Annotated in this window: 20 protein-coding genes; 8 read left to right on the forward strand and 12 right to left on the reverse strand. The window is 72.2% G+C overall.

Going from position 1 to position 21,772, the window contains the following annotated elements; all coding sequences use genetic code 11:
* Together IF28_RS36695 and coxB are read right to left on the reverse strand one after the other, a co-directional pair.
* On the reverse strand, positions 1-292 hold a 292-nt coding region (locus IF28_RS36695; protein ID WP_037894654.1), incomplete at its 3' end, for a cbb3-type cytochrome c oxidase subunit I.
* Positions 289-1,281 (reverse strand): cytochrome c oxidase subunit II, encoded by a 993-nt coding sequence (coxB, locus tag IF28_RS0134215; protein WP_394818134.1) that lies wholly within the window; start codon positions 1,279-1,281, stop codon positions 289-291. The genes IF28_RS36695 and coxB, both read right to left, overlap by 4 nt.
* Before the next feature lie 295 nt (positions 1,282-1,576).
* Here coxB and IF28_RS0134220 point away from each other — a divergent pair, with 295 nt between their 5' ends.
* Positions 1,577-2,965 carry a cysteine desulfurase/sulfurtransferase TusA family protein gene (locus IF28_RS0134220; protein WP_030228936.1) on the forward strand — a complete coding sequence of 463 codons (1,389 nt, stop codon included), beginning with the start codon at positions 1,577-1,579 and terminating at the stop codon, positions 2,963-2,965.
* 527 nt (positions 2,966-3,492) lie between these two features.
* On the opposite strand, the gene IF28_RS0134225 is transcribed toward IF28_RS0134220, so the two are convergent.
* Positions 3,493-4,467 (reverse strand): carbohydrate kinase family protein, encoded by a 975-nt coding sequence (locus tag IF28_RS0134225; RefSeq protein ID WP_030228939.1) that lies wholly within the window; start codon positions 4,465-4,467, stop codon positions 3,493-3,495.
* Between the two features lie 129 nt (positions 4,468-4,596).
* Between IF28_RS0134225 and IF28_RS0134230 the strand changes: the two genes are divergently transcribed.
* Together IF28_RS0134230 and IF28_RS0134235 are read left to right on the forward strand one after the other, a co-directional pair.
* Positions 4,597-4,806, forward strand: a complete 210-nt coding sequence (locus IF28_RS0134230) for a hypothetical protein (protein WP_030228941.1) — start codon at positions 4,597-4,599, stop codon at positions 4,804-4,806.
* 150 nt (positions 4,807-4,956) lie between these two features.
* Positions 4,957-6,840 carry a hypothetical protein gene (locus tag IF28_RS0134235; protein ID WP_030228942.1) on the forward strand — a complete coding sequence of 628 codons (1,884 nt, stop codon included), beginning with the start codon at positions 4,957-4,959 and terminating at the stop codon, positions 6,838-6,840.
* Positions 6,841-6,919: 79 nt separating this feature from the next.
* Here the strand turns inward: IF28_RS0134235 and erpA are convergent, their stop codons facing one another.
* The gene (erpA, locus tag IF28_RS0134240) at positions 6,920-7,276 is read right to left on the reverse strand and encodes an iron-sulfur cluster insertion protein ErpA (RefSeq protein ID WP_030228943.1); all 357 of its coding nucleotides are present in this window, start codon (positions 7,274-7,276) and stop codon (positions 6,920-6,922) included.
* A gap of 287 nt (positions 7,277-7,563) precedes the next feature.
* Between erpA and nadA the strand changes: the two genes are divergently transcribed.
* Positions 7,564-8,748 carry a quinolinate synthase NadA gene (gene nadA / locus IF28_RS0134245; protein ID WP_030228946.1) on the forward strand — a complete coding sequence of 395 codons (1,185 nt, stop codon included), beginning with the start codon at positions 7,564-7,566 and terminating at the stop codon, positions 8,746-8,748.
* 69 nt (positions 8,749-8,817) lie between these two features.
* Here the strand turns inward: nadA and IF28_RS0134250 are convergent, their stop codons facing one another.
* The 5 genes from IF28_RS0134250 to IF28_RS0134270 all read right to left on the reverse strand — a co-directional run bounded on the left by IF28_RS0134250 (position 8,818) and on the right by IF28_RS0134270 (position 15,225).
* Entirely contained in the window at positions 8,818-11,934 is a 3,117-nt protein-coding gene (locus IF28_RS0134250) for an efflux RND transporter permease subunit (RefSeq protein WP_030228947.1), read from the reverse strand.
* A 177-nt stretch (positions 11,935-12,111) separates the two neighbouring features.
* Positions 12,112-12,798, reverse strand: coding sequence for a response regulator (locus IF28_RS0134255; RefSeq protein WP_030228949.1), 687 nt, complete (start codon positions 12,796-12,798; stop codon positions 12,112-12,114).
* 31 nt (positions 12,799-12,829) lie between these two features.
* On the reverse strand, positions 12,830-14,053 hold the full coding sequence (locus IF28_RS0134260; protein WP_030228951.1) for a sensor histidine kinase: 1,224 nt from the start codon (positions 14,051-14,053) through the stop codon (positions 12,830-12,832).
* A gap of 81 nt (positions 14,054-14,134) precedes the next feature.
* Positions 14,135-14,419, reverse strand: coding sequence for a PspA-associated protein PspAA (gene pspAA / locus IF28_RS0134265; RefSeq protein ID WP_030228954.1), 285 nt, complete (start codon positions 14,417-14,419; stop codon positions 14,135-14,137).
* 20 nt (positions 14,420-14,439) lie between these two features.
* Complete coding sequence (locus IF28_RS0134270; protein ID WP_267883080.1) at positions 14,440-15,225, reverse strand: PspA/IM30 family protein; 786 nt, start codon at positions 15,223-15,225, stop codon at positions 14,440-14,442.
* Positions 15,226-15,487: 262 nt separating this feature from the next.
* Between IF28_RS0134270 and IF28_RS0134275 the strand changes: the two genes are divergently transcribed.
* Positions 15,488-16,132, forward strand: coding sequence for a DUF3043 domain-containing protein (locus IF28_RS0134275; protein ID WP_078621636.1), 645 nt, complete (start codon positions 15,488-15,490; stop codon positions 16,130-16,132).
* A gap of 86 nt (positions 16,133-16,218) precedes the next feature.
* Entirely contained in the window at positions 16,219-16,887 is a 669-nt protein-coding gene (locus tag IF28_RS0134280) for a methyltransferase domain-containing protein (protein WP_030228961.1), read from the forward strand.
* Between the two features lie 123 nt (positions 16,888-17,010).
* On the opposite strand, the gene IF28_RS0134285 is transcribed toward IF28_RS0134280, so the two are convergent.
* On the reverse strand, positions 17,011-17,223 hold the full coding sequence (locus IF28_RS0134285; protein ID WP_030228963.1) for a hypothetical protein: 213 nt from the start codon (positions 17,221-17,223) through the stop codon (positions 17,011-17,013).
* 84 nt (positions 17,224-17,307) lie between these two features.
* Between IF28_RS0134285 and IF28_RS0134290 the strand changes: the two genes are divergently transcribed.
* Positions 17,308-18,507, forward strand: a complete 1,200-nt coding sequence (locus IF28_RS0134290; protein WP_030228966.1) for a bifunctional adenosylcobinamide kinase/adenosylcobinamide-phosphate guanylyltransferase — start codon at positions 17,308-17,310, stop codon at positions 18,505-18,507.
* An 11-nt stretch (positions 18,508-18,518) separates the two neighbouring features.
* On the opposite strand, the gene IF28_RS0134295 is transcribed toward IF28_RS0134290, so the two are convergent.
* A complete protein-coding gene (locus IF28_RS0134295) occupies positions 18,519-19,568 on the reverse strand; it encodes a class I SAM-dependent methyltransferase (protein ID WP_030228969.1) in 1,050 nt (349 codons plus the stop codon).
* 241 nt (positions 19,569-19,809) lie between these two features.
* Here IF28_RS0134295 and cobT point away from each other — a divergent pair, with 241 nt between their 5' ends.
* Positions 19,810-20,868, forward strand: a complete 1,059-nt coding sequence (cobT, locus tag IF28_RS0134300; RefSeq protein WP_037894657.1) for a nicotinate-nucleotide--dimethylbenzimidazole phosphoribosyltransferase — start codon at positions 19,810-19,812, stop codon at positions 20,866-20,868.
* Between the two features lie 129 nt (positions 20,869-20,997).
* Here cobT and IF28_RS0134305 read toward each other — a convergent pair whose 3' ends face one another.
* Complete coding sequence (locus IF28_RS0134305) at positions 20,998-21,747, reverse strand: hypothetical protein (RefSeq protein ID WP_030228976.1); 750 nt, start codon at positions 21,745-21,747, stop codon at positions 20,998-21,000.
* Between the last annotated feature and the right edge of the window lie 25 nt (positions 21,748-21,772).

Consider the following 21,772-nt stretch of genomic DNA (forward strand, 5'->3'; position numbering starts at 1 on the left):
ACATCAGCAGCATGATCGTGCCGTGCATCGTGAACGCCTGGTTGAACTGCTCGTTCGACATGATCTGCAGGCCCGGACGGGCCAGCTCGGCACGCATCACGAGCGCCATCACGCCACCGATGACGAAGAAGACGAACGACGTCACCAGATACAGCGTGCCGATCGTCTTGTGGTCCGTGGTCGTCAGCCACTTCACCACGACGTTGCCGGGACTCTTGCGCCGTACCGGCAGCTCGTTCTCGTACGAGTCCTCAGCTGCGGCGGCACCCTGGGGTTCGTTGAGGATGCTCACAGGTTGTTCGTCTCCCGGTTCTTCTCGTGGCTCGTCTGCGCGATGCCGGCGGGAACGTAACCGGTCTGCCCCTTCTTCACGAGGTCCTTGAGGTGCTGCTCGTAGCGCTCGGGGGAGACGACCTTCACGTTGAACAGCATCCGGGAGTGGTCGACGCCGCACAGCTCCGCACACTTGCCGAGGAAGGTGCCCTCACGGCTGGGGGTCACCTCGAAGGCGTTGGTGTGGCCCGGGATGACGTCCTGCTTCATCAGGAACGGCACCACCCAGAAGGAGTGGATGACGTCGCGCGAGGTCAGCACGAAGCGGACCCGCTTGCCCTCGGGCAGCCACAGGGTGGGGCCCGGGTTGTTGGTCTGCGGGTTCCGCGTGCCGGGCGTACCGCAGTCGTAGACACCGCCGGCGTCGGCCGGGAAGGCGTCCTTGTAGCGGTCCGGGATCGCCTCGAGTTCCTCGGACTTCTTCGCGTCGCCCGTGGAACCGTCGACGTTCTCGACGTAGTTGAAGCACCAGCTCCACTGGAAGCCGACCACGTTGACCGTGACGTCGGGGTTCTTCTCGAGCTTCATCAGCTCGGATTCGTCACGGGCCGTGAAGTAGAAGAACACCGAGACGATGATGAGTGGGACCACGGTGTACAACGCCTCGATGGGCATGTTGTACCGGGTCTGCGGAGGTACCTCGACCTTGGTGCGGCTGCGCCGGTGGAAGAAAGCACTCCACAGGATCAGGCCCCACACCAGCACGCCGACGGCGAGCGCGGCAGCCCAGGAACCCTGCCACAGGGAGAGGATCCGCGGAGCCTCTTCCGTGGTCGGGGTGGGCATACCGAGGCGGGGGAAGTCCTCCCATGTGCAACCGGTGGCGGTCGCAAGGACCAGGCCCGCGGTCAGTGCCTGCAGCAGCTTCCGCCGCATGGGGCGCCGCGGCTTGGGGGTACCGCCCACGCCCTTCAGGCCGTGGGGGAGGTCGGAGCCGTTGGGACTCACGTAGCGCCTTCCCGAGAGTCTCGCCCGCGCTGATTGGCTGCGGCCTGCCTTCTCGCTGGTCGGTCGCCGCCCTGCGTCGGGCAGGGGTTTGGATGTTTATGCGGACCAAACCCTAGCCGACGCCCTCCGGGGGGTTACGGGGAGGGGGGCCATACGCGCCGCGGGTTAGACCGAGCGCCTCAACACCCGGGGTGTGCGGGTGCGCACGGCGGCCGCGCCGCCGTCGTATCGCGCCCGCGCGGCGGAGCCGCACATCGGCACGGCCCCGCGTCCCCGGGGGCGTTAGCGTTGCCGTGTGCCCTATTTCGACGCCGCTTCGGCCGCCCCTCTTCATCCCGTTGCCCGGCAGGCTCTGATGGCCTCTCTGGACGAGGGGTGGGCGGATCCGGGCCGGCTGTACCGGGAGGGGCGGCGGGCCCGGTTGTTGCTGGACGCCGCTCGGGAGGCGGCTGCCGACGTGGTGGGGTGCCGGGCGGACGAGTTGGTGTTCACCGGGTCCGGCACCGGTGCGGTGCACTCGGGGATCGCGGGGGCGCTGGCGGGGCGGCGGCGCACCGGGCCTCACCTGATCGTGTCAGCGGTCGAACACTCTTCTGTACTCCATGCGGCGGAAGTTCACCGGGACGGCGGAGGATCGGTCACCGAGGTCGCGGTGGAGCGTACGGGTGCCGTGCGTCCGTCCGGTTACGCCGAGGCGCTGCGGCCGGACACCGCGCTGGCGTGTCTGCAGTCGGCCAACCATGAGGTGGGGACGGTGCAGCCGGTGGCCGAGGTGGCCGAGGTGTGCCGGGCGGCGGGGGTGCCGTTGCTGGTGGACGCGGCGCAGTCGCTGGGGTGGGGGCCGGTGGAGGGCGGCTGGTCGCTGCTGGCGGCGAGCGCGCACAAGTGGGGCGGTCCGTCGGGGGTGGGGCTGCTCGTCGTACGCAAGGGGGTGCGGTTCGCGCCCCAGGGGCCCCGGGACGAGCGGGAGTCGGGGCGGGCGGCCGGGTTCGAGAACCTGCCGGCGATCGTGGCGGCGGCGGCTTCGCTGCGGGCGGTACGGGCGGAGGCGGCCGAGCAGGCGGTACGGCTGCGGGAACTGACGGAACGGATCCGGGCGCGGGTGCCCGGGCTGGTGCCGGACGTGGAGGTGGTCGGGGACCCGGAGCGGCGGCTGCCCGGGATCGTCACGTTCTCCTGTCTCTACGTCGACGGGGAGACGGTGCTGCACGAACTGGACCGGGCCGGCTTCTCGGTGTCGTCCGGGTCGTCGTGTACGAGCAGCACGCTGACGCCGAGCCATGTGCTGAGGGCGATGGGGGTGCTCAGCGAGGGCAATGTCCGGGTGTCGCTGCCGCCGGGCACACGGGAGGAGGACGTCGAGCGCTTCCTGTCCGTGCTGCCGGAGGTGGTGGCGGGGGTGCGGGAGAAGCTGGGCGCACCGGCGTCCCCGCCCCCCGCCCCGGCGGAGGAAGGGACCGAAACCCTGGTGATCGACGCGGTGGGCCGCCGCTGCCCGATCCCGGTCATCGAACTGGCCAAGGCCATCGGAACGGTCCCCGTCGGCGCCACGATCCGAGTCCTGGCGGACGACGAAGCGGCCCGCCTGGACATCCCGGCCTGGTGCGAAATGCGCAACCAGGAGTACAGCGGCGAAGAACCGACCCCCCAGGGAACGGCCTACCTGATCCGCAGAACCAACTGAACCCCCTGGGGCCGCGGGCAACAGCGCGTTTCCAGGGCCGCGGGGAGCAGCACGTCTTCCAGGACCGCGGGAACGGCGCGTCTCTTCTGGGGCCGCGGGGAACAGCGCGTCTCTTCCAGGACCGCGGGAACGGCGCGTCTCTTCTGGGGCCGCGGGGAACAGCGCGTCTCTTCCAGGACCGCGGGGAACAGCGCGTCTCTTCCAGGACCGCGGGGAACAGCGCGTCTCTTCCAGGACCGCGTCTCTTCTGGGGGCGCGGGGAACTGCGCAACGTCCAGAGAAGCGAGGCCCGGCCTCACCAGGGGCCGCGGGGAACAGCGCGTCTTTTCAGGGGCGCGGGGAACTGCGCGACGCCCACAGAAGCGAGGCCCAGCCTCACCAGGGGCCGCGGGGAACAGCGCGAGCACCCACAGAAGCGAGGCCCGGCCTCACCAAGGGGCGCGGGGAACTGCGCACCCCCGAAGGGCAGGGGGCCGCACTCCACCGCGTGGGCCAGCCGACCCCACCCCACCTCACCCCCGGAGGGCTCAGCCGAGGTGCCCCCGGACCTCCTCCGCCGCCTCATCCCCGTACGCCTTCATGAACCGCTCCATGAAGTGCCCCCGCCGCAACTGATACTCCTGCGTCCCCACCGTCTCGATGACGAGAGTCGCCAGCATGCACCCCACCTGCGCGGCCCGCTCCAGCGAAACCCCCCACGCCAGCCCCGACAGGAACCCCGCCCGGAACGCGTCACCGACACCCGTCGGATCGGCCTTGCGCTCCTCGTCCGGGCACCCGACCTCGATCGGCTCCTCGCCCGCCCGCTCGATACGGACGCCGCGCGCCCCGAGCGTGGTGACCCGGTGGCCGACCTTGCCCAGGATCTCCTCGTCGCTCCAGCCGGTCTTCGTCTCGATGAGCCCCTTCTCGTACTCGTTGGAGAAGAGGTAGGTCGCCCCGTCCAGCAGTATCCGGATCTCCTCGCCGTTCATCCGGGCGATCTGCTGGGAGAAGTCGGCGGCGAAGGGGATGCCGCGCGAGCGGCACTCCTCGGTGTGCCGGAGCATGCCCTCCGGGTCGTCGGCGCCGATGGAGACCAGGTCGAGGCCGCCGACCCGGTCGGCGACGGTCTTCAGCTCGATCAGCCGGGCCTCGCTCATCGCGCCCGTGTAGAAGGAGCCGATCTGGTTGTGGTCGGAGTCCGTGGTGCACACGAAACGGGCGGTGTGCAGCGTGTCGGAGATCCGGACGGACTCGGTGTCGACGCCGTGCCGGTCCAGCCAGGCCCGGTACTCGTCGAAGTCGAAGCCGGCGGCGCCGACAAGGATCGGCCGGGTGCCGAGCTGGCCCATGCCGAAGGCGATGTTCGCGCCCACGCCGCCCCTGCGCACGTCGAGGTTGTCGACCAGGAAGGACAGCGAGACCGTGTGCAGCTGGTCCGCGACGAACTGGTCGGCGAAGCGTCCGGGGAAGGTCATGAGGTGGTCGGTGGCGATGGAGCCGGTGACTGCGATGCGCACGGCGTCGATACTCCTGAGGGAGGGGGTCTGACCCTTCACGCTACCGGCTGGGACGGGCCCGTAGAAGCAGCCGGAACTACCCGATAGTAGGTCTTTCTTCGTGACCTTGGACGTGCATACGGTGCCGGTATGACGAACCTCAAGGTCCACTCCCCCGCTCCCGGGGACCTCGAAGGCGGCCTGGCGTCGCTGCGCGGCGACTGTGCCCGGATGGTCCCCCACTGGGCGGCCCCCGACCGGGTGACCGCCCGGCCGGTCCCCCCGTCCTCGATCCACGGCGTGACCGTTCCGCCCGGATCGGCGCGGCTGCTGGACGCGATGTCGGAGTACGGCGACTGAGCCGTCGCGGCCCCCGGGGAACCGCGCGCTCCTCCGCTGCGTCCCATCGCCGTCCCCCGTAAAGGGGATGCGGGATACGACCCCGAGCAGTCCCGGCACGACCGGGAAAGGGTCCTTCCGGGACAGCTGCGCAGCCGAAGGAGCGATGCGGTGAACACCGAGCGACCCGACAACGACGACGAGGCGCGCCCGCCCACGGGCGGCGCGCCCGGCTCCGGGGGCGCATCGGAGGAGCCGACGGCAACCGGACCCGAGCCGGACCGGTCCGACGCCTCCGAGCCCGGCACCGGGAGCGCTGGTGAGGAGCGGAAGGAACACCAGGACCCGGTGGCGTCCGGGCCCGGCCCGGACGCCGCCCCGGCCTCCGACCGGCCCCACGACACCACGCCCGACGCCGCTGCCGGCAGGCCGGCCGAGCCGGTGGCCCGGGGGCCCCGTGCCGTGGACGGGCGTCCCGGTGGCGCCCGCGAGGACACCGAGGCTTCCTCCCCCGACGGGCCCGGGGACGCCACGCCGGGCCCCGAAGCCGCCCCCGAGCCGGACCCGGTACCCGACGAGCCGGTGGTCGGGGCGTCCCCCGCTCCCCGCCCGGACGGGGCCGGGCCGTCCCCCCGGCGCCGCTCCCCCGTCCTCATCGCCTCCGTCGCCGCGGCCGTACTGCTGGTCGGAGGGGGCGGGGCCTATCTCGCCGTCGGTGCCTCCGGTGGTTCCGACGGTTCCGGCGGCGGTACGACGCCGGGGGCGAACGGGGACACCTCTCCCCCGCCGCTCGCCCTGGACGGCTACTCCGAGGACGCCTCGAACGGGATCGCGCCCGGCGAGCCCAACCCGTACGGCGCCGTCTACCGCGCCGACGGCACGCTCCCGGACGGTCCCGGCGCGGCGCCGGTGTACCGGATCCGGGGGGAGGTGTCCCGGGAGCAGGTGGTGACGCTGGCGGAGTCCCTCGGGATGGAGGGCGAGCCGGTCGCGGAGGGCGGGTCCTGGCGGATCGGCGGCAAGGACGGTTCCGGGCCCACGCTGCGGGTCGACCGGGACGCCCCGGGCGCCTGGACGTTCAGCCGGAACACTCCCGGCACCGACAACTGCAAGGGCGCGACCTGCAAGGCCCCGTCCGGCGGCGACGGACCGGTGGTGAGCGAGGACGCCGCGAAGAAGGCCGCCGCGCCCGTGCTGAAGGCGGCGGGCCAGGACGAGTCGAAACTCGACACGGGCCAGGTCATGGGCGGCACCCGTGTGGTGAACGCCGATCCGCGGGTCGGCGGGCTGCCCACGTACGGCTGGACGACCGGGGTGGTCGTCGGCGCCAAGGGCGAGGTGGTCGGCGGAAACGGCCGGCTCGGGGAGCCCGTGAAGGGCGACAGCTATCCGGTGGTGAGCGCCGCCGACGCGCTGAAGCGGATGAACGAGGCGCCGGGCGCGGGCGACCGCGCGGAGATCGGCGGCTGCGCGAGCCCCGTACCGCTGGGCGGGGAGTCGTGCGCGACGCCCGAGCCGCCGAAGGGCGACACCGTCACGGTCGGCGACGCGGTGTTCGGGCTGGCCTCGCACTCGGTGGACGGGCGTCCGGCGCTCGTACCGTCCTGGCTGTTCGAGGTACGGCCCGAGGGCACGGAGAGCACCTTCACGGTGACGTATCCGGCGGTCGATCCGGAGTTCCTGGCGCCGCGGGCGGGGTCCGGTGAGGCCAGCCCGGCGCCCACGAAGCCCGGTGACGAGCCGACGGCGGCCCCGTCGGCCCGGGACGTCGACGTCGAGGGCTACACCGCCGAGGGCGACGAGCTGACCGTGACCTTCACCGGCGGTGTGTGCGCCGACTACAAGGTGACGGCGCGCGAGGACGGCGGCCGGGTGACGGTGCGGGTGACCGAGACGCCGTGGCCGGACAAGGTGTGCATCATGATCGCCAAGGGGTACCAGCAGACGGTACGGCTGGACACCCCGCTGGGCGACCGTGAGGTCGTGGGCACGGACGGCGATCCGGTCCCGCTGCACAAGGACGGCGCCCGGCTCCCGGCACCGCCCACCCGCTGAACGACGAGGAAGGCGGCGGCCCCCTTCATGGGGACCGCCGCCTTCTTCCTGTCCTGCCGGCCTGGTGGAAGGGCCCGGCTCAGCTGAAGGAGTCGCCGCAGGCGCAGGAGCCCGTGGCGTTCGGGTTGTCGATCGTGAAGCCCTGCTTCTCGATGGAGTCGACGAAGTCGACGGTGGCGCCGCCCAGGTACGGGGCGCTCATACGGTCGGTGACGACCTTGACACCGCCGAAGTCCTTCACCACGTCGCCGTCGAGCGAGCGCTCGTCGAAGAAGAGCTGGTAGCGCAGGCCGGAGCAGCCGCCGGGCTGGACGGCGACGCGCAGGGCGAGGTCGTCACGGCCTTCCTGGTCGAGCAGGGCCTTGACCTTGGACGCGGCGGCGTCGGTCAGGACGATGCCGTCGGTGACGGTGGTGGTCTCGTCCGATACGGACATCTACATCTCTCCCGGGTTGTACGGAGACTGCTTGCCGACGGTTGCAACCGGCGGGACCGCGGATTCATTCCGGGCCGGGCGCGTGGATTCCTCGCCTCCCTCCTCATGCTCGCACACGCGGTCCGGCGCGGAAACCGGCCCTTGTGGGGGCCTTCCGGGAACGCGTCACCGGGCGGCGGGATTCACGTCACATGGACGCTATGGCCGTCGTCAAAGTGACGTGAACCGGTTATGATAGATAGCGTCATTTCGACGAGAAGTCGCCAGAAACAGAAAGGGTGCGTGCCGTGACCACCGCCCAGACCCAGGAGCTCGACGTACAGCCGACGCCCCTCGCCCTGCTGCTCCTCGGCCGTGAGGCCGACCCGAGGAGCGAGCGCGGAGTGGAGTGTCCCGGCGACCTCCCCTCGCCGTCCGACCCGAACCTGGTGGAGCGGGCCCGCGCCGCCAAGGAGAAGCTCGGGGACAAGGTCTTCGTGCTCGGCCACCACTACCAGCGTGACGAGGTCATCCAGTTCGCGGACGTCACGGGCGACTCCTTCAAGCTGGCCCGCGACGCCGCCGCCCGGCCTCAGGCCGAGTACATCGTGTTCTGCGGTGTGCACTTCATGGCCGAGTCCGCGGACATCCTCACCGGCGACGACCAGAAGGTCGTCCTGCCCGACCTCGCGGCCGGCTGCTCCATGGCGGACATGGCCACCGCCGAGCAGGTCGCCGAGTGCTGGGACGTCCTCACCGAGGCCGGGGTGGCCGAGCAGGTCGTCCCCGTCTCGTACATGAACTCCTCGGCCGACATCAAGGCCTTCACCGGCAAGCACGGCGGCACCATCTGTACGTCGTCCAACGCGAAGCGGGCCCTCGACTGGGCCTTCGAGCAGGGCGAGAAGGTCCTCTTCCTCCCGGACCAGCACCTGGGCCGGAACACCGCCGTCCGCGACATGGGCATGTCCCTGGAGGACTGCGTCCTCTACAACCCGCACAAGCCGAACGGCGGGCTGACGGCGGACGAACTGCGCGCCGCGAAGATGATCCTGTGGCGCGGCCACTGCTCGGTGCACGGCCGCTTCAGCCTGGACTCGGTCGACGACGTGCGCGCCCGCATACCGGGCGTGAACGTGCTGGTGCACCCCGAGTGCCGGCACGAGGTCGTCGCCGCCGCGGACTACGTCGGCTCGACGGAGTACATCATCAGGACGCTGGAGGCCGCCCCGGCCGGCTCCAAGTGGGCCATCGGCACCGAACTGAACCTGGTCCGCCGCCTGGCGAACCGTTTCGCGTCCGAGGACAAGGAAATCGTCTTCCTCGACAAGACGGTCTGCTTCTGCTCCACGATGAACCGCATCGACCTCCCCCACCTGGTCTGGGCGCTCGAGTCGCTCGCCGAGGGCAACCTGGTCAACCGCATCGAGGTGGACAAGGAGACGGAGGCGTTCGCGAAGCTGGCCCTGGAGCGCATGCTGGCGCTGCCGTAGGACCGCACCACATGAAGGGGCGCCCCCGTGACGGCTTCACGGGGGCGCCCCTTCGTCGTGCGACGGCTGTCAGACCTCGACCGGCTTCGGCTCCTGGGGAGTCCCGGCCTGTGCGGCCGCTTCCCTCTTCGCCGCCCGCTTCTTCGCGCGCCGCTCCTTGCGGAGTTCCAGCATCGCGTAGAGCGTCGGGACCAGGAGGAGGGTGAGCAGGGTCGACGTGATCAGACCGCCGATCACCACGACCGCCAGAGGCTGGGCGATGAAGCCGCCCTCGCCGGTGACGCCGAGGGCCATCGGGAGCAGGGCGAAGATGGTCGCCAGCGCCGTCATGAGGATCGGCCGCAGACGGTGGCGGCCACCCTCGAGCACGGCCTCGACGACGCCGTAGCCCTGCTTGCGGTACTGGTTGATCAGGTCGATCAGCACGATCGCGTTGGTGACCACGATGCCGATCAGCATCAGCATGCCGATCATCGCCGGGACACCCATCGGGGTGCCGGTGACCAGCAGCAGACCGATGGCGCCGGTCGCCGCGAACGGGATGGAGACCAGCAGGATCAGCGGCTGGGCGAGCGAGCGGAAGGTGCCGACCAGCAGCATGAAGACGATCGCGATCGCGGCCAGCATCGCCAGGCCCAGGTTGACGAACGCCTCGTCCTGGTCGGAGGTGACGCCGCCGATCTCCGCCGTCGCGCCCGCCGGGAGGGTCAGCGCGTCGATCTTCTTCTGCAGGTCCGCGCCGACGGCGCCCGTGTTGTCACCGGTCGGCTTCGCCGTGACGGTGGCGGCGCGCTGGCCGTCGATCCGGGTCATGGAGACGGGGCCGTCCACCACCTCGACGGTGGCGATGTCACCCAGCTTCACCGGGCCGAGGGCGAGGTTCTTCAGCTGGTCCACGGTGGTGGCCGGCTTCGCCGAGCGGATGACGACGTCGCGCTCGGTGTCGTCGAGGACCGCCTTGGCGGCCGGGGTGCCCTTCACCGACTGGGCGACGGCCGCACCGAGGGTCTGGTCGGTGAAGCCGGCCGCGGCGGCCTTGTCGTTGGCCTTGACCGAGATACGGGGCACGCTCTGCGCGAGGTCGCTGGTGACGTCCGTGACGTCGTCCAGGGAGGCCACCGCGTTCTGGACCTGGTCCGCGGCCTTGCGCAGCGCCTGCGCGTCGGCCGCCTTGACGACGACGCTCAGGTCCTGGCTGCCGAAGCCGTCACCGGCCGCGATGGTGGTGGTGCCGAGGCCGTCGAGCTTCTCCAGCCCCTTCTCGAGGCTGTCCTGGACGTCCTCGGAGGACGCGTCGTCCTCCAGCATCACCTGGTAGGTGGCCTGGTTGGTGTCCGTACCGCCGCCGAAGGCCGCCATCCAGCCGGACGAGCCGATGGTGACCTGGAAGTCCTTGACGCCCTCGGTGTCGCCGAGGAGGTTCTCGACCTTCTTCGCCTGGGCGTCGGTCGCGGCCAGGCTGGTGCCGGGCTTCAGCTCCTGCTGGACGGTGAGGACCTGCTGCTCGCCGGCGTCGAAGAAGTTGGTCTTCAGCAGCGGCGCCATGGCGAACGTGACGATCAGGACGACGACCGCGATGGCCACGCTGGTCAGCCTGCGCCGGGTGGCGAAGCGCAGCACGGGCACGTAGGCGCGCTGGAGGCGGCTCTTCGCCTCCTTCTCCTCGGCGATCCTGCGTGCTTCCTCCGCGTCCTCGGGGGTGCCCTTGGGGGCGCGCAGGAACCAGTACGACAGGACGGGCACGACCGTCAGCGACACCAGCAGGGACGCCAGCAGCGCCGCCGTGACGGTGAGGCTGAAGGAGCCGAACAGCTCGCCCACCATGCCGCCGACCAGGCCGATCGGCAGGAACACGGCGACCGTGGTGAGCGTCGAGGACGTCACCGCCCCCGCGACCTCACGTACCGCGTTCATGATCGCGGAGTGGCGCTCCTCGCCGTAGCCGAGGTGCCGCTTGATGTTCTCCAGGACCACGATCGAGTCGTCGACGACCCGGCCGATGGCGATGGTCAGCGCGCCCAGCGTCAGCATGTTCAGCGACAGGTCGCGCGTCCAGAGCACGATCAGGGCGAGGACCACGGACAGCGGGATGGAGACCGCGGTGACGAGGGTCGAGCGGATCGACGCCAGGAAGACGAGGATGACGAGGACGGCGAAGACCAGACCGAGGGCGCCCTCGGTGGTCAGGCCCTCGATGGCCTTGGAGACCGCCGGGCCCTGGTCGCTGACGACGGTGAGGGTGGCGCCGTCGCCGAGGTCCTTGCGCAGGTCGGGCAGCTTGTCCGCGACGGCCTCGGAGATCGCGACGGCGCTGCCGTCGTGGTCCATGGTCGCCATCACGGCGAGGCTGGGCTCGCCGTTGGTGCGGGTGAGGGAGTCGGCCCTGGCCTCCTGCTGCCGCACCGTGGCGACGTCACCGAGGCGGGTGGGCTTCCCCTGGCCGGGCTCGCCGGCGACCATCAGGTCCTCGATCTGCCCGAGCGAGGTGAAGCCGCCGCCGACCTGGACGGTGCGGTTGGCGCCGTCCTCGTCGAAGGAGCCGGCCGGGACGGTCGCGCCGCCGGCCTGGAGGGCCGCGGCGAGGGACTGGGTGGTGAGGCCGGCCTTCGTCAGCTTCGCGGTGTCGGGGGTGACGGTGACCTGGAGGTCGCGTACGCCGTCCACGGTGACCTGGCCGACGCCGTCGATGCCCTCCAGCGCGGGCACCACGGTCCGGTCCAGCTGGTCGGCGAGCGCCTGCTGGTCCTTGCCGGAGGTGACGGCGAGCACCACGGCCGGGATGTCGTCCGTGGAACCGGCGACGACCTGCGGGTCGACGCCGTCCGGGAGGCGGGCCCCGGCCCGGTTGACGGCCTGCTGGACGTCGGCGACGAGCTGCTGGGTGCCGTTGCCGTAGTCGAAGGACGCCATGATGACGGCGTTGCCCTCGCTCGCCGTCGAGGTGACGCCGGAGATGCCGTCGACGGCCTCCAGGCTGTCCTCGATGGGTTCGACGACCTGCTTCTCGACCACCTCCGGGGACGCGCCCTGGTACGGCGCGATCACGGACACCATGGGCAGTTCGATGGTCGGCAGCAGCTGCTGCTTGAGCTGGGGTATCGCGATCGCCCCGAACACGAGCGCGATGATCGACATCAGTCCGATCAGCGCCCGTTGCGCGAGGCTGAATCTGGACAGCCAGGACATGGTCAGGGTCTCTTTTCCGTGGAGCGGCAGAAGTCCGGCAAGCGAGTCCGGCAAGCGGGCGGGCGCACAAGTGAGCGCCCGCTCTACACCTTGAGCCATGGAAGAGGGCCGATCCGTAGCCCCGAGGTGCCATCCCTTATTCGGCGCCTACTCCCGCCGCAGTACGCCCCGCGGAGCTCACTCCACCCTTGGACGGACCAGCCCCGACTCGTATGCGGTGACGACCAGCTGGGCCCGGTCGCGGGCGCCCAGCTTGGCCATGGCCCGGTTGACGTGGGTCTTCACGGTGAGCGGGCTGACCTCGAGGCGTTCGGCGATCTCGTCGTTGGAGTGGCCGCCGGCGACCTGCACCAGCACCTCGCGTTCGCGCACGGTGAGCGAGCCGAGCCGCTCGGCGCGGGCCGGGTCGCGGTCGGCGTCGCCGCCCGGGCCCTCCTGGGCGAGGAAGCGGGCGATCAGGCCCTTGGTGGCCACCGGGGAGAGCAGGGCCTCGCCGCCGGCGGCGATCCGGATGGCGTTCAGCATCTCGTCGGGTTCGGAGCCCTTGCCGAGGAAGCCGGAGGCTCCGGCGCGCAGCGACTGCACCACGTAGTCGTCGACCTCGAACGTCGTCAGTATGACCACCCGGACCCCGGCGAGTTCCGGGTCCGCGCTGATCAGACGGGTGGCGGCGAGTCCGTCGGTGCCGGGCATCCGGATGTCCATCAGGACGACGTCGGCGCGCTGCTCGCGGGCCAGCCGGACCGCCTCCGCGCCGTCGGACGCCTCGCCCACCACCTCCATGTCCGGCTCGGAGTCGACGAGCACCCGGAAGGCGCTGCGCAGCAGTGCCTGGTCGTCGGCGAGCAGGACGCGGATCGTCATACGGGCTCCAAGGGCTCCGACGGGGCGGCGGTCACGGGGTGTTGTCCCGGGCGGCGGAGGCGCGGGTCTTGACGGGCAGGATCGCATGGACGCGGAAGCCGCCGCCGTAGCGGGGGCCGGTGGTGAGGGTGCCGCGCAGGGCGGTGACGCGTTCGCGCATGCCGAGCAGTCCGTGTCCGCCGCCGGGGGCGTGCTCCCGGTCCTCGCCGGTGCCGTCGTCGAGGACGGTGACCTCGATGTGCGGTCCCACCCGGACGACGCTGACCTCGGCCCGCGCCGAGGTGCCGGCGTGCTTCTGCACGTTGGTCAGGGCCTCCTGGATGATCCGGTACGCGGCCAGGTCCACGGCGGCGGGGAGGGCGGTGCCCTCGTCGGTGCGGGCGACCTCGACGCGCAGTCCGGCGCTGCGGAAGGTTCCGGCGAGTTCGTCGAGACGGTCGAGGCCGGGGGCGGGTTCGGTGGGGGCCTCCGGGTCGCCGGACTGGCGCAGCAGGCCGACGGTGGCGCGCAGCTCGCCGAGGGCGGAACGGCTGGCCTCGCGGACATGGGCGAGGGCCTCTTTCGCCTGGTCGGGGCGTTTGTCCATGACGTGGGCGGCGACTCCGGCCTGGACGTTGACCAGGGCGATGTGGTGGGCGACGACGTCGTGCAGATCGCGGGCGATGCGCAGGCGTTCCTCGGCGACCCGGCGGCGGGCCTCCTCCTCGCGGGTGCGTTCGGCCTTCTCGGCGCGCTCGCGGATGGCCTGGACGAAGGCGCGGCGGCTGCGGACGGCGTCCCCAAGGGTGGCGCCGATGCCGGTCCAGGCGAAGATCGCCAGGTTCTCCTGGGCGTACCAGGGCAGGGGGCCGGCCACCATCGCCGCGCCGGTGAGGACGGTCATGGTGAGCAGGCCGATCCGCCAGGTGGTGGGGCGGTCGGTGGTGGAGGCGACGGTGTACAGGGCGATCACGGCGCACATGGCGACGGGGGCGCGGGGGTCGCCGGTGACGGACTCCGCGACGGAGAGGGCGCCGGCGAGGGCGAGGACGGTACGGGGGGCCCGGCGGCGGAACACGAGTGCGGCGGCGCCGAGGGTCATGAGGACGAGGCTGAGCGGGTCGGGGGTGCGCAGGCCCCATCTGACGCCGTCGGGGCCGTGGGGGTCGACGAAGGAGCCGGCGACCATGCAGATGAGGACGCCTGCGGCGAGGGCTGCGTCCAGAGCGGTGGGGTGGGCCTGGAGGCGGCAGCGGGCTCGGGTCAGGGTGCTCACGGGTGTTCACGGTAGCTGTCGGGGGGCGGCGCCCCGATGTGTGTGGTGTGCGGCACGACTGCCCGCGGTTACGGGGGTGTTTCAGGGGGCTTCTGGGATCAGGCCGTTTTCCTGGAGGAGGTTCTGGACCTCCTCCAGGGTGGCCTCGGGGGACGGGAGGATCAGGTCGGAGGGTTCGAGGGAGTCGTCGGGGAGGGGCTCGCCGAGGTCGCGGACCCTGGTCAGCAGGGCCTGCAGGGTGGCCCGGAAGCCCGGGCCGTCGCCGTTCTCCATCTCGGCGAGCAGTTCCTCGTCCAGTTCGTTCAGCTCGGCGAGCCGGCTCTCGGCCAGCGTCACCTGCCCCTCCCCCATGATCCGTACGATCATGTCGCCCTCCTCGGCGTGGGCTACTGCTTGTCGAAGCGCGGAGTGTCCTGCGGCTGCTGGGACTGCTGCTGCTGGCCGTTGCCGCCCTCGATGGCCTGCTGGCCACCCGACGGTCCGCCGGCCAGTTCGGCCTTCATGCGCTGCAGTTCCAGCTCTACATCCGTACCACCGGAGAGCCGGTCGAGCTCGGCCTGGATGTCGTCCTTGTGCATACCGGACTGGTCGTCGAGGGCTCCGGAGGCGAGCAGTTCGTCGATCGCGCCGGCCCGCGCCTGCAGCTGGGCCGTCTTGTCCTCGGCGCGCTGGATCGCCATCCCCACGTCGCCCATCTCCTCGGAGATGCCGGAGAAGGCCTCCCCGATCCGGGTCTGCGCCTGGGCCGCCGTGTACGTGGCCTTGATGGTCTCCTTCTTCGTACGGAAGGCGTCCACCTTGGCCTGGAGGCGCTGGGCCGCGAGGGTGAGCTTCTCCTCCTCGCCCTGGAGCGTGGCGTGCTGCGTCTCCAGGTCCGTCACCTGCTGCTGCAGCGCCGCGCGGCGGGAGAGCGCCTCACGGGCCAGGTCCTCGCGGCCGAGCGCGAGCGCCTTGCGGCCCTGGTCCTCCAGCTTGCCCGACTGGGACTGCAGCTGGTTGAGCTGGAGCTCCAGCCGCTTGCGCGAGGTGGCCACGTCGGCGACGCCGCGGCGGACCTTCTGGAGCAGCTCCAGCTGCTTCTGGTACGAGTAATCGAGGGTTTCGCGCGGGTCCTCGGCCCTGTCCAGGGCCTTGTTCGCCTTCGCGCGGAAGATCATCCCCATACGCTTCATGACACCGCTCATGGGCTTCGCGCGCCCCCTTCTGACCGACTCCAGCTCCAGCACCTGCGACAGAACCCACAGTACGGGCCCTGCATCCATTACCGCACTGTTCGGGGACGGATGCGCTCATCCCCAAGGACGAGTGACTACCCTCCCGCTCCGGCGTAGGGAGTAGGTGGTCCCCGGGGACGGCCGGCCGGACCACCCCGAGAACCGCACAACGTCCCCCTCTGTCCTATTGGAGACGTCCGGTGTTGCCGGATCGTTCCCCATGCGGCTGGGGTCCAACCCCGGGCACCCCGTACCCTTGGGTTTTGTGTTCCGTAGCCGCGCCAAGGAAGAGAAGGCATCGGTCGCCGACAAGGCGACGGTGACCGACTCCACGCAGACCCGTCACCCAGAGGCCCCGAAGGGCCGCCCCACACCCAAGCGCAGCGAGGCCCAGTCGCAGCGCCGCAGCGTCGCCAATACGTCGATGTCGCGCAAGGACGCCGCCAAGCGGCAGCGCGAGGAGCGCCGTGCCGCGATGGAGCGTCAGCGCCAGGCGCTGGCCAGCGGCGACGAGCGCTATCTGCCCACGCGTGACAAGGGGCCGGTGCGCCGGTTCGCGCGTGACTACGTGGACTCGCGGTTCAACATCGCGGAGTACTTCCTCCCGATGGCCGTGATCATCCTGGTGCTGAGCATGGTCCAGGTGGCGCAGCTGCAGAACGTCGCGCTGCTGCTGTGGCTCGTGGTGATCGTGATGATCGTGCTCGACTCGATCGTCACCGGGTTCCGGCTGAAGAAGCGGCTGGCGGAGCGCTTCCCCGACGAGGGCCGTCGCGGTGCGGTGGCCTACGCGCTGATGCGCTCGCTCCAGATGCGCCGGCTGCGGCTGCCCAAGCCCCAGGTCAAGCGCGGGGAGCGGCCCTGAGCGCCACGTCGTTGACGGACGACGGCACGGCAGCCGGTTTGCCGGGCGGGCCCGGCGGTCTGCGTGATGTCGTCCGTCAGGAGCTGGTGGCCCGCCAGCTGGAGGAGCAGATAGTGGGGCGCTTCCCGGTGGGGAGGCGCCTGCGGGTGCTGGACGTGGGCATGGGCCGGGGAGCGCAGGCGCTGCGGCTGGCGCGGGCCGGTCATCAGGTGACCGGTGTCGAGCAGGACGCGACGCTGATCGCGTCCGCGCGGGAGGCGTTCGCGGAGGAGCCCGAGGGCATCCGGGAGCGGTTGCGGATCGTCGAGGGGCAGGCCGGGGACACCGGGGTGCACTTCGTGCCGGGCAGCTTCGACGTCGTGTTGTGTCATGGCGTGCTCATGGATGTCGAGGAGCCCGACGCGTTGCTGGCGGGGGTGGCGCGGATGCTGGCCCCCGGGGGGCTGCTGTCGCTGCTGGTGCGCAATGGGGACGCGCCGGCGATGCGGGCGGGGTTGTGCGGGGAGTGGGGGGCCGCGCTGGAGGCGTTCTGTACGTCGGCGTACGGGCTGAAGCGGTTGACGGCGACGCTGGCGGGGATCGGGGCGCCGTTGCGTGCGTGGTACGGGGTGCGGGTCTTCACCGACGCGGTGGGGGACGAGTCGGCCGTGCCGGGGGATCTGGACGCGCTGCTGTCGGTCGAGGACCGGGCGGGGCGTACGGATCCCTATCGGGGGGTGGCGGGGTTGCTGCATCTGTGCGGGGTTCGGGGCTGAGGTTTTTCCGCCCCCGCCGCCCCTTCCCGTCCCGTCCCTGGGGGCGCTGCCCCCAGACCCCCGTTCGCGCGGTTCCTCGCGCCCCTTCACAGGGGCGCGAGGAACCGCGCGAACGGGCCGGATTCAGGCCTCTTCCGCGTGGAGGCTCATCGGGCCGTAGATCTCCGTCGTGTCCTCCGACAGCCGGACCTGGTCCGCGCCGCCCTCCGCCAGTTCCTTCCAGTGCTCCCCGAGCCAGGACTCGGCGTCCCCCTGTGTGGGGAACTCCTCCGGCGGCACCGCGGGCTCGACCTGCGTCCCGTCGGCCTTCTCGAACCGCCACGTCCATGCCGCCATGTACGCCTCCCAGAGAGTGTGATCACACCGCGCCCAAGCCTAGTCGGACGCGCACCCGTCGTGGGGAGGGGTGAAAATCGGGGCGTGGAACTGACACTGCTCGGCACCGGCGCCCCCGCGGGACTGCCCCGCCCCGACTGCCCCTGCGCGGCCTGCGCGTCCGCCCTCGGCGTGGACGCCCGCGCGGCGACCTCGCTGCTCGTGGACGGGACGCTGCTGCTCGATCTGACGCCGGGCGGCGCGTTCGCGGCCGCCCGCGCGGGGCGTTCGCTGAGCGGCGTACGGCAGGTGCTGCTGTCGCATCCGCACGACGGCCCGGCGCTCGAGGTGCCCGCCGGGCTGCCGCAGCCGGGCCGGGTGCCGGACGGGCGCGAGCTGGCCCTGCTGACGGGGCACCGGGTGCGGGCGGTGGCGCTGGACGCGCCCGGTACGGGGTACGCGGTGACCGGCCCGGACGGGCAGCGGCTGCTGTATCTGCCGCCGGGCGGGGCGCCCGCGGGGCTCGAGGAGCCGGCCGAGTCGTACGCCATGGTGCTGCTGGACGTCGTGGGGCGGCCGGACGCGCTCGCGCGGCTGCGGGAGGTGGGGGCGGTGGGCCCGGCCACGGACGTCGTCGCCGTCCACCTCGGCCACGACGTGCCGCCCGGCGCGGAGTTGCGGCGCCGGCTCGCGGCGGCCGGGGCGCGCGCCGTGCCGGACGGGACCACGCTGGAGGTCGGCGCCTACGAGGACGTGCCCGACGTACCGCGCCGGACGCTGGTGCTGGGCGGGGCGCGCTCGGGCAAGTCGGTGGAGGCGGAGCGGCGGATGGAGTCGTTCCCCGAGGTGCTGTACGTGGCGACCGGCGGGTCGCGGAGCGGGGACACCGAGTGGGCGGCGCGGGTGTCGGCGCACCAGGAGCGGCGGCCCGGGTCGTGGCGCACCGTCGAGACCTGTGATCTGGTGCCGCTGCTGAAGGACGACGGGCCCCCGCTGCTGATCGACTGTCTGTCGCTGTGGCTGACGGACGCCATGGACGCCGTGGGGGCGTGGGACGACGCGGAGTGGGCGGACGGCGGGGAACGGGCGCTGCGCGTCCGGGTGCGGGCGCTGACGGACGCGGTGCGCGAGACCCGGCGGACGCTGGTCGCCGTGTCCAACGAGGTCGGCTCGGGCATCGTCCCCGCCACCGCCTCCGGCCGCCGCTACCGTGACGAACTCGGCCGCCTGAACGCGGCGTTCGCGCAGGAGTGCGAGCAGGTGCTGCTGGTGGTGGCGGGCCAGGCGGTCGTGCTGCGGGGGTGATTCCGCGGGCCCTACGGTTTCGGCTTGCGCGCGATGATCCGGTACGCGTTGGCGAACGGGGTGTGGCGGAGCACGGGGGCGAGGGCCAGGTCCGTCGCCGCCGCCGCGACGACCAGGGGGGTGCCCGCGCGGAGCAGGACCGTGCGCAGTCGGCGCTGGAACGGGGTGGGCGGGATAGCGCGCCAGGGGGTGTCCGGGGCGGGGAGGGTGTGGGAGAGGGCCAGGGCGGTCAGGCCGGCCAGATCGTGCGGCACGTGTGCGGTGCGGTTCCCGCCGGTGACGATCGCGCAGCCGCGTCCCTCGAGTTCCGCGCGCAGGTTGCGGCGGGGCAGCAGATGCAGCCGGCGGGGCTGGTCGTAGGGCAGCCACCAGCGGCCGAACAGGGCGGCGAAGGCGCAGCGGGGGTCCAGGGTCTCGATGAGCAGATGGCCGCCGGGGCGCAGGGCGTCGAGGGCGGCGTGGAGCTCCGCGCGGGGGTCGGTGGTGTGCTCCAGGTGGTGCAGCAGACTGACGACGTCGTAGCGGCCCGCCAGCCGGGCCAGCACTCCCGGGTCGGTGAGCGGCCCGATGTGGGCCTCCTCGACCCGGCCGAGCGTACGGGCCCGTTCCACGCGCGCGGTGAGGTCGGTGCCGTCGAAGGCGGTGTACGGGAAGAACTCCCGCGCGGTGAGCGGGAAGCGGGCGAGTCCGGTGCCGACGTCCAGCCAGCTCTCCGGTTCGCCGAAGGGGAGCATCGCGCGGGCGGCGCCCCTGCGGCGGTGCCGTACGGCGTGCAGGGCGAGGACGCGTTCGGTGGCCGGGTCGCGGGGGGCTCCGCGCACGGTCCGCCGGTAGAGGGCGAGGCCCTCGGCGGTGAGGCGGGGGTTCTGGAAGGTGTGGCCGCAGTCCCGGCACTCGTCGACGGTGAACAGGCCCGGCCGGTGCCGGCGCAGATCGCCGGTTCTCAGCCGGTTGCGCAGCCGCGCGGAGCCGCACCAGGGGCAGTCCTCGCGGCGCGGCTCGTGCACCCGGGCCGAGGCGTGGGGGGCCGGGGTCGCACGGGCTGGGTCGGTTGCGGACATGGGCGGCTCCCGGCGTGAGGGCGTACGGCGCCCGGGTGGTGACCCGGCGTACGGGACGGACAGGACGTACGGGATGGTCGGGGCGAACGGTCGGATGTCCGGCGTTCCATGGCAAAACGTTACGGACGGGAAGGCGTTGTGGGGTGGACCGCCGCCGGGGTGGCGTGGTGGGGGTGAGGTCCCGCGTGTGAGGCCGACCGGCGCTCCGTCGTGTTCGATCGGGGCCGGTACTGTTCGGCGAATGAGCTCGCTTGATATCGACGACTTCACCGATCTGATCGAGCGTCCGGACGGCGGGGTGCGCCGTGACGCGGAGGCGCGCCGGGAGCGGCTGGCCGTGCCGCCCGGATCGCTGGGCCGCCTGGACGACCTGGGCGAGTGGCTGGCGGCGGCGCAGTCCGCGGTGCCGGTGCGGCCGGTCGAACGGCCGCGGGTCGTACTGTTCGCCGGCGATCACGGGATCGCCGCACTGGGTGTCTCCGCGCGGGCCGCGGGCAGCGCCGTGGAGCTGGTGCGGGAGGTGCTGGAGGGCGGCCGTCCGGTGTCCGTGCTCGCCCGCCGGCAGGGGGTGCCGGTACGGGTCGTCGACATGTCCCTGGACTGCGATCCGGAAACGCTGCCCGAGGACGTCGTACGGCACCGGGTGCGGCGCGGCAGCGGCCGTATCGACATCGAGGACGCGCTGACGGCGGAGGAGACGGAGGCGGCGTTCCGCGCGGGGATGGCCGTCGCCGACGAGGAGGCCGACTCCGGTACGGATCTGGTGGTGCTGGGCGATGTGAGCGTGGGCGGCACCACGGCGGCCGGTGTGCTGGTGGCGGCGCTGTGCGGCACGGACGCGTCGGTGGTGACCGGGCGCGGGGGGCTGGCGATCGACGACCTGGCGTGGATGCGCAAGTGTGCGGCGATCCGGGACGGGTTGCGGCGGGCGCGGCCGGTGCTCGGGGATCAGCTGCGGCTGCTGGCGACGGTGGGCGGGGCGGATCTCACCGCCATGACGGGGTTTCTGCTGCAGGCGGCCGTACGGAAGCTGCCGGTGGTGCTGGACGGTGTGGTGGGCGCGGCGTGTGCGCTGGTGGCGCAGCGGGTGGCGTTCCGGGCGCCGGACTGGTGGGTGGCGTCGCACGACAGCGGGGAGCCGGGGCAGGCGAAGGCGCTGGACCGGATGGCGCTGGATCCTGTGCTGGCGCACGGGGTCCGGGTGGGGGAAGGGGTGGGTGGGCTGCTGGCCCTGCCGCTGATCCAGGCCGCGGCGGCGTTGGCGGCGGAGCTGCCGGAGGTCGTGGCCGCGGCGGAGTGAGGCGGCGGCCGGGGGGTGGGGTTTTCCTCGCCCCCGCCGCCCCTTCCCGTCCCGTCCCTGGGGGCTGCGCCCCCAGACCCCGTGCGCAGTTCCCCGCGCCCCTGAAGGGGCGCGGGGGCGAGAACCCTCTCAGGGCCGCCCCGCCGGGTCGGGTTTGCCGCCCAGCCAGTTCTCCACCGTCCGGCGAGGGCCGGACCAGCGGCGGTCGTGGCGGTAGGCGCGCAGGAACGCGCGGGCCCGCGCACGGGGCCGGCGACGATAGAAACGGCGCGCCCACAGCGAGCCCGGCCGGGCCAGGCGGAGCGACCCGACGACCGCGACCACCGGAATGATCACCCCGAACACCGCCACCCTCCCCTTCCCCTTGCTCAGCGCGATCAGCGCGAACAGGAAGTTCACCCCCACACTCGCCGCCACCCCCGCCCGGTTCTGCAGTTCCTCCCGCGACAGGTCGTTGACCCCGAACGGCGCGAACCCCGCCAGCAGCAGCCCGACCAGCGCGGCGGTCAGCACGACCGCCTCCACGCTCTTGCGGCCCGCCTCGGTCCAGTACACGTCGTCGAGGTGCAGGATCAGCGCGAACTCGTCCAGGACCAGCCCCGCGCCGATCCCGAACAGCACCGCGGCGAAGGCCGAACCCGGCCCGTCCCCGCCGCTCGCCACCGAGCCGAAACCCCCGATGACGGTGAGGATGACGCCGGGCACCACATGGTGGATGTGCACCGAGCCCGCCGTGACATTGCCGAACGGTCCCTTCCCGGCCCGGATCAGCCGGGTGATGACCCGGGTGATCAGGAAGGTGAGGACGAAGGCGCCGAGCGCGAGAAGCAGCGGAAGCTTGCCCGGCTCGATGATGTTCCGGTCCAGCCAATGTCCCATAAGCGCACTTTATCCAGGGTGGCCG

Source organism: Streptomyces sp. NRRL WC-3626 (genome assembly GCF_000718785.1).
In the GTDB taxonomy this organism is placed as follows: domain Bacteria; phylum Actinomycetota; class Actinomycetes; order Streptomycetales; family Streptomycetaceae; genus Streptomyces; species Streptomyces edwardsiae.